7 protein-coding genes are annotated in these 8,803 nt (G+C 69.9%); 1 reads left to right on the top strand and 6 read right to left on the bottom strand.

The features are described 5' to 3' along the window. Nucleotides 1–1,100, top strand: a 1,100-nt coding sequence (locus AC1D01_RS12070) for a sensor histidine kinase (protein WP_477866435.1), incomplete at its 5' end; no start/stop codon positions are given. Here the strand turns inward: AC1D01_RS12070 and AC1D01_RS12065 are convergent. From AC1D01_RS12065 to flgL, 6 genes are all read right to left on the bottom strand, one after another. Beyond that, the gene (locus AC1D01_RS12065) at nucleotides 1,097–1,684 is read right to left on the bottom strand and encodes an ANTAR domain-containing response regulator (RefSeq protein WP_477866433.1); all 588 of its coding nucleotides are present in this window, start codon (nucleotides 1,682–1,684) and stop codon (nucleotides 1,097–1,099) included. The two genes, AC1D01_RS12070 and AC1D01_RS12065, sit on opposite strands and share 4 nt — an antisense overlap. Then, nucleotides 1,681–4,950 carry a PAS domain S-box protein gene (locus AC1D01_RS12060; RefSeq protein ID WP_477866431.1) on the bottom strand — a complete coding sequence of 1,090 codons (3,270 nt, stop codon included), beginning with the start codon at nucleotides 4,948–4,950 and terminating at the stop codon, nucleotides 1,681–1,683. Before AC1D01_RS12060 ends, AC1D01_RS12065 begins: the two co-directional genes overlap by 4 nt. Next, complete coding sequence (locus AC1D01_RS12055; RefSeq protein WP_477866437.1) at nucleotides 4,950–5,795, bottom strand: nucleotidyl transferase AbiEii/AbiGii toxin family protein; 846 nt, start codon at nucleotides 5,793–5,795, stop codon at nucleotides 4,950–4,952. Before AC1D01_RS12055 ends, AC1D01_RS12060 begins: the two co-directional genes overlap by 1 nt. Beyond that, entirely contained in the window at nucleotides 5,792–6,409 is a 618-nt protein-coding gene (locus tag AC1D01_RS12050; protein WP_477866429.1) for a type IV toxin-antitoxin system AbiEi family antitoxin domain-containing protein, read from the bottom strand. The genes AC1D01_RS12055 and AC1D01_RS12050 overlap by 4 nt, the downstream gene beginning before the upstream one ends. 77 nt (nucleotides 6,410–6,486) lie before the next feature. Further along, nucleotides 6,487–7,695, bottom strand: coding sequence for an EAL and HDOD domain-containing protein (locus AC1D01_RS12045; protein WP_477866427.1), 1,209 nt, complete (start codon nucleotides 7,693–7,695; stop codon nucleotides 6,487–6,489). A 54-nt stretch (nucleotides 7,696–7,749) separates the two neighbouring features. Next, on the bottom strand, nucleotides 7,750–8,803 hold a 1,054-nt coding region (gene flgL, locus AC1D01_RS12040), incomplete at its 5' end, for a flagellar hook-associated protein FlgL (protein WP_477866425.1).

Here is an 8,803-nt window from a genome sequence, read left to right as displayed (position 1 = left end):
ATGCGCAGGGCCGCTTCGCCGGCTACGTGGGCTCCGCGCGCGAGCTCACCGACCCGGGCGACCAGCGCATCAGCGAGTTGCTGCAGGCGCTGACCGATCCGGTGCTGCGCGTCGCGCTGCCGCCGCCGGGCCAGCTGGGCGTGCTGTACGAGACCAACGCGGCCGCCGAGCGCTGGCTGCACATCGCCGACCCGGCTGTGCTGCCGCCGTGGCCCGAGCTGTTGCAGCGCCTGCCGGCCGGGCTGCGGCTGCTCGCCGAGCAGGCGATCTCGCCGACGCTGCATGCCGGCACGGCGAGCGGCAGCGCCGAGGGCTGGGAGCTGCAGGTGCTGCGGCTGTCGCCGGCGTCGTCGCCCGCCCCGCAGCGCGCCGGCACCGAGCTGGTGCTGATCTTCCACCGCCATGCGGCCACGGCCGCCGCGGCGCTGCCGCCGGCCGACGAGCAGGAATCGTTCAGCTACACCGTGTCGCACGACCTGCGCGCGCCGATCCGCGTGGTCGAGGGCTTCACGAAGATCGTCAAGGAAGACTACGGCCGCCTGCTCGACCGCATCGGCAACGACCACCTCGACCGCGTGCTCGGCGCCGCCGCGCGCATGAGCAGCATGATCGACTCGCTGCTCGCGCTGTCGCAGCTGTCGGCCCGGCCGCTGGCGCGCCAGCCGATCAACCTGTCGCAGCTGGTGGGCTACATCGTCGACGACCTGCGGCGCGAATCGCCGCAGCGCGTGGTGCAGGTCGACATCGAGCCGGGCCTGCATGCGCAGGGCGATGCGACGCTGCTGCGGGTGGCGCTGGAGAACCTGCTCGGCAACGCGTGGAAGTACACCGCGAAGTGCCGCGACGCGCACATCTGGTTCGAATCGGGCGTGCACGAGGGCCGGCAGGCCTTCACGGTGCGCGACAACGGCGCCGGCTTCGACATGCGCTTCGCCGACCGGCTGTTCGGCGTGTTCCAGCGGCTGCACAGCGCGAACGATTTCCAGGGCACCGGGGTCGGGCTGGCCTCGGTGCGGCGCATCGTGCGCCGGCATGGCGGCGACATCTGGGCCGAGGGCGAAGTCGACCGCGGCGCGCGCTTCCAGTTCTGGCTGGGTTAGCCCGCCGACAGGAGCTCGACGGCTTCGAGCAGCCGCTCGGCCTGCTGCACCAGCGGCTTGCCTTCCGCCGCCGCCAGCCGCTGCAGCCGCTCCAGCGCCTGCGCGCGCGGCAGCGAATAGCGGTGCATCAGCACGCCGACCGCCATCGCCACCGGCTGGCCGAGCGCCTCGTGCGCCAGCGTGCCGGGCAGCGGCACGGATTCGCCGCCGCGCGGCCCGATCTGTGCGAACGCGGCTTCCACCGCGGGCACGATCTGGCGGATGTCGAGCGGCTTGACGAGGTAGGCCACCGCGCCGAGCGCATTCACCTGCGCGACGGTGTCGTCGTCGGCGAACGCCGACAGGAACATGAACGGCATCTGGCAGTAGTCGCGCAGGTAGGCGGCCACGTCGAAGCCGCTCTTGCCTTCCATGCGGATGTCCAGCAGCGCGAGATCCGGGCGGTGCTCGCGGGCCAGCAGGATCGCGTCGTCGCCGTTGTCGGCATCGATGATCTCGTAGCCGGCCTGCGCGAGCCCGTGGGTCAGCGTCGCGAGCACGAGGCGGTCGTCATCGACAACGAGGATCTTGCCTTTGTTCGTCACGGTGGATGCTGCTGGCGGGACGGTGAAGGCGCGATTGTGGCCGAAAGCGCCACCCCGGGCGGTTTCAGGTCGACCACCGCCACCACGCGCGTGCCCTGCGCCTCGATCGACAGCTTCGCGCTGCGCCGCGGCAACAGCGCCCGCACCAGCCCGAGCCCCGATACGCCGCCGGGGAACTGCGCGAGGCTGAAGCCCTCGCTCAGCCGGCCCTCGTTGCCGATCACGATCTGCACGCCGTCGTCGCCGCACACCAGCGTGCAGCTGACCGGCGCGTCGCCCGCGCTGTGCTTGATCGCATTCGTCAGCAGCTCGTTCACCGTCAGCGCGATCGGGATCGACTCGGCCTCCGGCAGCGTCCACTGCTGCGGTTGCGGGCCCTGCGCGTCGAACACGATCGAGCGCCCGAAGGTGCGCTGCACCGAGCCGGTGATCGCCTCCAGCACGCTGTGCAGGCGCAGCGGCCCGCTGATGCCGACCTGCAGCCCGTAGACCTGCGCGATCGCCTGCACCTGGCCCACCACCTCGGCCATCACGCCGGCCACCTCGGGCTTGCGCGTCGCGATCTGCTGCAGCAGCCCGGCCACGCCCTGCAGGTTGTTCTTGATGCGGTGGTGCACTTCCTTCACCAGCATCTCGCGCTGCGCGATGGCGGCCTCGAAACGCGCCTCCTGCGCGGCGCGCTGCTCGGTGACTTCGGTCGCCACCATCAGCAGCTGGTCGGCCGGCTGGCCGTCGGCCGCGAGCGGCAGGTAGCGCGCGTCCCACACCTGGAACTGGCCGTCGAGCTCGGTGCGGTACTCGCGCTGCGTCACGCGGCCGGCGACCAGCGCGTCTTCCATGTCGCGGCGGCGCTCGGCGGCGATCTCGGGCGGGAAGATCTGCTCCGGCGTGCGCCCGATCAGCTGCGCGGGCGGCGTCGATGCGTTGCGGGCCGCCACCTCGTTGACCTGCAGGATGCGCAGCGTGTGCGCATCGCGCAGCGTGATCGCGAGCGGCGCCGCCTCGATGATGYGCTGCAGCGACGACTGCGCCTCGGCGGTGCGCGCCTCGGCCTGGCGGCGCCGCTCGATGTCGAGCAGCGCGTAGGTCAGCTGCCGCCCGGTGACGACCGCGTTGCCGACCACCCAGTACTCGCGGCCGTCGCGCGCCTTCACGCGGCATTCGAAGGTCTCGGCCTGCCCCTCGACCAGGTCGTCGAGGTAGTCGGTGCGCAGGAACGGATGGTCGCTCTCCGGCGTCGCGACGGTGGCCATCGGCCGGCCGATGAAATCCTCCAGGTCGCCGCCGAACATGCGGCGCGCCGAGCGGTTCATCCACTCGATGCCGTCGGCGCCGACCGTGACGATGCCCACCAGCACCGAATCGAGGATCGCGCGCGTGCGCTCGGCCTGCAGCGCGACCTCGCTGGCCAGCGCCTCCAGCTCGGCCTGCTGCGCCTTCAGCCGCGTGATGTCGGTCAGCACCGCGATCAGTTCCTGGCCGTCGACCCCTTCGCCGGCGCGCCGCACCGACAGCGAGCACCAGTGCCGCGGGCGCCCGCGCGTGTCGACCGCGATCTCGGTCTCGTGCACTCGGCCGGCCGCCAGCGAGGCATCGATCTCGGCCACCAGCCGGCCCACCTCGGGCTGCGCGGCCAGCAGCTCCTGCAGGCTGCAGCCGGCCACGTCGCCGGCGCGGAAGCCGAGCAGCGCCTCGAAGCGCCGGTTGCAGCGCACGAGCAGGTTGCCTCGCAGGTAGGCGATGCCGACGGTGGTGCTCTCGAGGATGGTGGTGAGCTCGCGCAGCAGCATCTCGCTGCGCTGCTGGGTCTGGTGCTGGTCGGTGATGTCGAGCGTGACGACCGAGGTGGTGCGCTTGCCCGAGGCGAGCGTCGCCGGCTCGACCCGCGTCAGCAGCCAGCGCAGCCCGTGCTCCGGGTGGCGGATGGCATAGCGCACCTCGGCGCGCTGGGCCAGGCGCAGCGCCTGCTGCAGCTTGTCGTACTCGGGCAGCGATTCGGGCAGCACCACGTCGCGGCGGATCGATTGCAGCGCGGGCGCGCCGGCGTGCGACTCGGCGGCGCTGCCGAACACCGCGCCGTGCTGCACCCAGCCGGACGCCTCCTGGAAGGTCGCGAGGCCGACGCCCGCCGTGTCCATCAGCGCGCCGATCTGCATCTGCGCGAGGTCGCGTTCCTCTTCGACGCTGCGGTCCTCGACGATGGCCATGTAGCGGCGCTGGCCGCTGCCGCTCTGGTAGCAGCGCACGATGGAGCGCAGCCGGCGCGGCGCGGGGTCGGGCTGCCCATGGTGGCCCGGCTGGTCCACCCAGGCCTGCGTCTCGACCGGGCTGGAGCCGGGGCGCAGCAGCGGCAGCGGCTTGCCCTCGTGCCAGGCCATCAGCTGCTGGATGCCGGGCGAGGCCTCGGACATCAGCACCGGCACGTCGCCCGCGAGCGCCTCGAAGGCCGGGTTGCTGCGCACCAGCAGGCCCTGCTCGTCGAACAGCACCATGCCGACCGGGCTGAGTTCGAACCAGTCGTCGAGCTCGCGCACCGAGCGGTCGGCGCGTTCGCGCGCGATGTGCTCGGCGGTGCTGTCCTGCAGGATGCTGACGGTGCGCGCGCGGCCCTGCGCATCGCTGCCGACGCGCCACGCGGCGCGGAACCAGCGCTCGCGGCCATCGGCGTGGATCATCCGGCGCTGCACCAGCCGGGTCGTGCCGGCGGTGCTCATCTGCTGGCGGTAGGCGCGGTTCAGCGCGCGGTCCTCGGGGGGTTGCAGATCCAGGGGGTCGGTGCCGACCAACTGCTCGCGCGTGAAGCCGGTGAACTCGAGGAACGCGTCGTTGGCGTCGATCAGCTTGAAGTGCTCGTCCTGCAGCGTGACGGGGAACGGGGCGTCCCAGAACATCGTGCCCATGTCGGGCATCGCCGGGGCCGGGGTGAGCTCGGGTGCGGGTGCCGTGGCGGGGCTCACCGCGGCCAGGCGCAGCGCGTGGCGCTCGCCGTCGAGCGGCGCCAATGCGACGCCGAAGCGGCGGCCGTCGTTCAGCGTGACCGCCTCCGGCAGCGTCGACGACGAGCCGGCGGCGAGTGCCTGCGCGACGGCGCTGACGAACGGCTCGCCGAGCAGCGGCCCGAGCTGCGCCAGCTGCCGCGCCGGCTCGCCGGCGATCAGCCGCAGCGCTGCCGTGTTGGCGAAGACGACGCGCGCCGTGCGGTCCAGCACCAGCACGGCGTCGGACAGCACGTCGAGGAGTTGGCGCAAGGCCTGGGGATCGAACATCAAATGACCCCTGTCACACGGAGTTGCCTCTGCAGGCGAGCAACCAGATCGGTCAACTCGTCACGGTCGAGGCGATTCTTCTTCAGGAAGGCCTTCCACTGGATTTGCTTCGTGGCGTCGGCCGCGAAAGTGTCGCTCAATCCGACCGGCAACTCGGTGGGCATCGCCAGCTTTCGGCGCTCGAACGTGGCTTCGATCGCTCTGCGCAACTCGCCCGGATCGAGTTCATCGCCCTGCAGCAGCACGTCCAGGTCGAAGTAGTCCTTCATCCGCGTGTTCGTCATGCCCAGCAGGCAGATCGCGTGGAATTTCTCTGCAACGACCGTGTATTTCGGATACGCACGCAGGTGGGGGGCCGGCAGGTCATCGAGCAGAAGGGGGTACCGGACCACCTCGGGCGCCGGTGTCACGGCATCGCCGAAGCCGACGTCGACCTGCAGTGCGATGCGCGCGCCGTCCAGCCGGGCCGGAATGTCGACGCGCACGCCGCCGTATCCGGTCGACTTGCGGATCTCGGAGCCCTTGATCGCCGTGGCATCGAACGCGAGGCCGTCGTCGAACTCGATGCCGCAGATCTGCCGGAAATTCGCCACGAGCGAGCCGATGTCACTCGGGCCGAACGACAGCAGGTCTGCGTCGCGCGTGGGGCGGTGCGGATGGTCGTACCACAGCGAGAACAGGAGGGCGCCCTTCAACAGGAAGTCGGGCTCATGCGTCGAGACCGACAACCTGTACAGCAGGCGCTCGAGCCCATAGCGCGTCAGCGTGAGATTGAAGTCTTCCCTCGCCGCATCGGCATGCTGCTTCAGGCGAGCGCGAACGGAGGCAGCCACGTTTCGGCTCATGCGGAGACGCTTTCGAGATAGGGGCGCATCACGTTGGCGACACGGTCGATGCTCGCGTAGTGCCAGATGGCATCCATCGTCAGCTTGCGTTGGGTCCACCCATCGCGCAGCGCCTCGATCGCGACGTCGATGCCGATCTTGTTCCTGTGCTTGAAGCAGTCGGCAACCGTCTTCGCAGGGTTGAAGACCGGCACTTTCACGCCGTCGATCACGAGGGGCTCCACGCCTTCGGTGAACGCTTGCCCCGACATGCGCACGACGCGCAACGCCGGCTGATCCAGGCGAGGCGTCGGCGAGTGATGCGGAATGGCGACCCAGACCTCGAAGGGGGCCTGCGTGCCGATGCCATGCACACGCAGTGCGGACAACAGGCAGACAACACCCTGCGGCACGCGCAGGCTGACTTCGGCCAGCGAGCGATGCTCGCTGAGTTTGCGCGCCGGCAGGCTGTAGACGCCGCGCGAGATTCGTTCAAGCTTGCCAGCGGCAACCAGCCGGCTCAGGACAACGGTGGGAAGCGCGTGCTCGGCCAGGTCACGCGCGCGAAGCAGCGGACGCTGCCTGGCCAGCTGGAGGACAGCCTGCTCGTGAGTGGAAGGCGAGAGAGGCGGCATGGGCCGCCAGTATGTTGCAATATTTATGCAAAAGTCAATGTTTGCATATCTTTCGGAACAACCTCCCCCGCTCGCTCCTACTCGATCTGCGAGGCCGAGGTCAGGGCACCGAGCACCGCCCGATTGATCTCGCTCACGCTCAGCATCAGCGTGTCGGCCGCGGTGCGGAAGTCGTACAGCGATTCATGCTCCACCGCCTGCACCAGGTCGAAGTACGGCTGGTACGGGCCGGTGCCGTCGACCAGCGCCTGGTAGACGCGCTCGGGCACCGGGATCGTCTTCATCAGATCGGCGAACGGCTGCTTGAACATGCGGTCGAGCAGCGAGAACACGCCGCAGATGAACATCTCGTTGCGCATCTCCTCGTCGCCCGACGAGCGCACCAGCTCTTCCATCAGCAGCCCGCGGCGCACTGCCGCGAACATCACCGGCTTCATGTTGGCGTCCTTGCCGGCGGTGGCCAGCAGCAGCGCCAGCCAGCGCTTCAGGCGTTGGTAGCCGAGCATCATGATCGCGTGACGGAACGAGCTGATCTCGACGCGCAGCCCGAAGGCCGGCGAGTTGATGTAGCGCATCAGCTTGAACGCGAGCGACGGGTCGCGCTTCAGCGTGTTCTCGAGCTTCTCGATCGGGTCCTGCGCGTCCACGCGCTGGATCAGCTCGACGATCACCTGCAGGTCGATCTGCACCGCCGACTTGCCCTTGGTCTGCGCCTCCTTGATGGCGTCGTCGATCGGCCAGCCCAGCACCGCGGCCGCACCGCGCGAGAAGCTGCCCTCCATGTCGGCCAGCGTGCGCACGCCCGACTGCACGTGCGCGATGTTGCGCGTGACGCCGGCGGGCGCCACGTTGCCGGATTCATTGACGCGGCGGTCGTCGGCCAGGTCGATCAGCGAGAACTTGAAGCACGGCAGCAGCTCGCGCGGCAGCTCCTTCATCGGCCGGCCCTTGAGCAGCAGCGTGTTGCCGGCGCGGTGCAGCGCCTGCAGCGACTCGATGTTGGCCTCGTCGCAGGCCATGAAGGCCGGGATCTCGATCATCAGGTTGGCCGACGGGCTCGCACCCATCAGGTCCTGCAGCAGGCTCTCGCTGACGATGTTCAGCGAGGCGCGGCCGCCATCGGCCGGCCACACGCCGCCCACGGCATGCAGCAACTGGGCGACATCGGGTTTCAGCTCGGGGCGCAGCGGGTAGATGGTCAGGCGGGTGGCCGTCACGGCGCGGCTGCGGTCGATGAACGGCGAATAGCCGAGGGCGACCTGCCCGAGTGTGGCGTTGTCAGTCACGCGGAATCTCCAGGGAAAGTGTGCAGGCGATGGCGACGGGCATCAGCCGCTCGATCAGCCATTCAGGTAGTTGAACAGCGACAGCTTCTGCACCATGGTGTACGCCTTGAGCGAGGCATCGTACCCGGTCTGCTGGCTCGCGAAGTCCGAAATTGCGTTCGTCATGTCGAGGTCTTCCGCATCCGACCGCGCGGTCTTGCTCGACAGCTTCAGCGAGTCGAGCCGGCCGGTGACGCCGTCGATGCGGTTCAGCGTCTCGCCGATCCGGGTGCGCGCGCCCGACAGGGTGGCCATCACCTGGTCGAGGTTGGCCAGGTTGTCGGCATTCGACTGCGCGATCTGCGTGCCGCTGCGCAGCGGCGTCTTCAGGTCGGCGATCGCCTTGTCGAGCGTGTCGAAGACGGTCTGGCTGCTGGTCGATGGCGTCAGCGTGAACTCGTCGAGGTCGGCCGGGTTGCCGGCGATGGATGCCGCCATGCCGTCGATCTCGATCGCCTGGCCGGGCTTGAACGGCATGCCGACCTGCGCGGTCGGCGCGCCGTCCTGCAGGATCGAATAGGTGGTGACGCCGGCCGCGACGCTGAACTGGATGCTGTAGGTCGAGCCGGTCAGCGCCGACGGGTTGGTGACATGGCCGCTGTCGATCCACGCGGTGCCGGTCGCGGTGACGGCGTTGGTGTCGAACACGCCGTTGCCGGAGCGCGATTGCATCCAGATCTGTTCGCCGTTGGTGGTGATCGGCAGCGATTCGGTGGAGGCCACCGCGGTCTCGCCGCTGCCGCCGCGGTAGACGACGCCGCCGGCCGCGTCGAGGAATGGCGCCTGGCCGCTGCCCTGCCCGCCGAACAGGTAGGTGCCGGCGCCATCGGCCCGGTTCGCCACCGCCACCAGCTGCTTGCGCAACTCGCCGATCTTGTCGGCCAGGCCCTTGCGCTCGGCATCGGTGTAGGTCGCGTTGCCGGCCGAGAGCATCGTCTCGCGCACCTGCTGCAGCAGGTCGGTCGCGTCGCCGAGCGCGCTTTCGGTCAGCGTCATCGCGTTCTTGCTGGCATCGACCGCGCGCTGGCCGGCGACGGCGCGGTTCTCGGCCGCCAGCGCCCGCTCGGCG

The organism is Rhizobacter sp. P3_B12 (genome assembly GCF_056402895.1).
This window is presented reverse-complemented; position numbering and strand designations above follow the sequence as displayed.

Excerpts from the sequence above, each read along its gene's own strand:
- AC1D01_RS12055 (WP_477866437.1), bottom strand. The coding sequence starts at position 5,795 with ATGAGCCGAAACGTGGCTGCCTCCGTTCGCGCTCGCCTGAAGCAGCAT.
- AC1D01_RS12050 (WP_477866429.1), bottom strand. The coding sequence starts at position 6,409 with ATGCCGCCTCTCTCGCCTTCCACTCACGAGCAGGCTGTCCTCCAGCTG.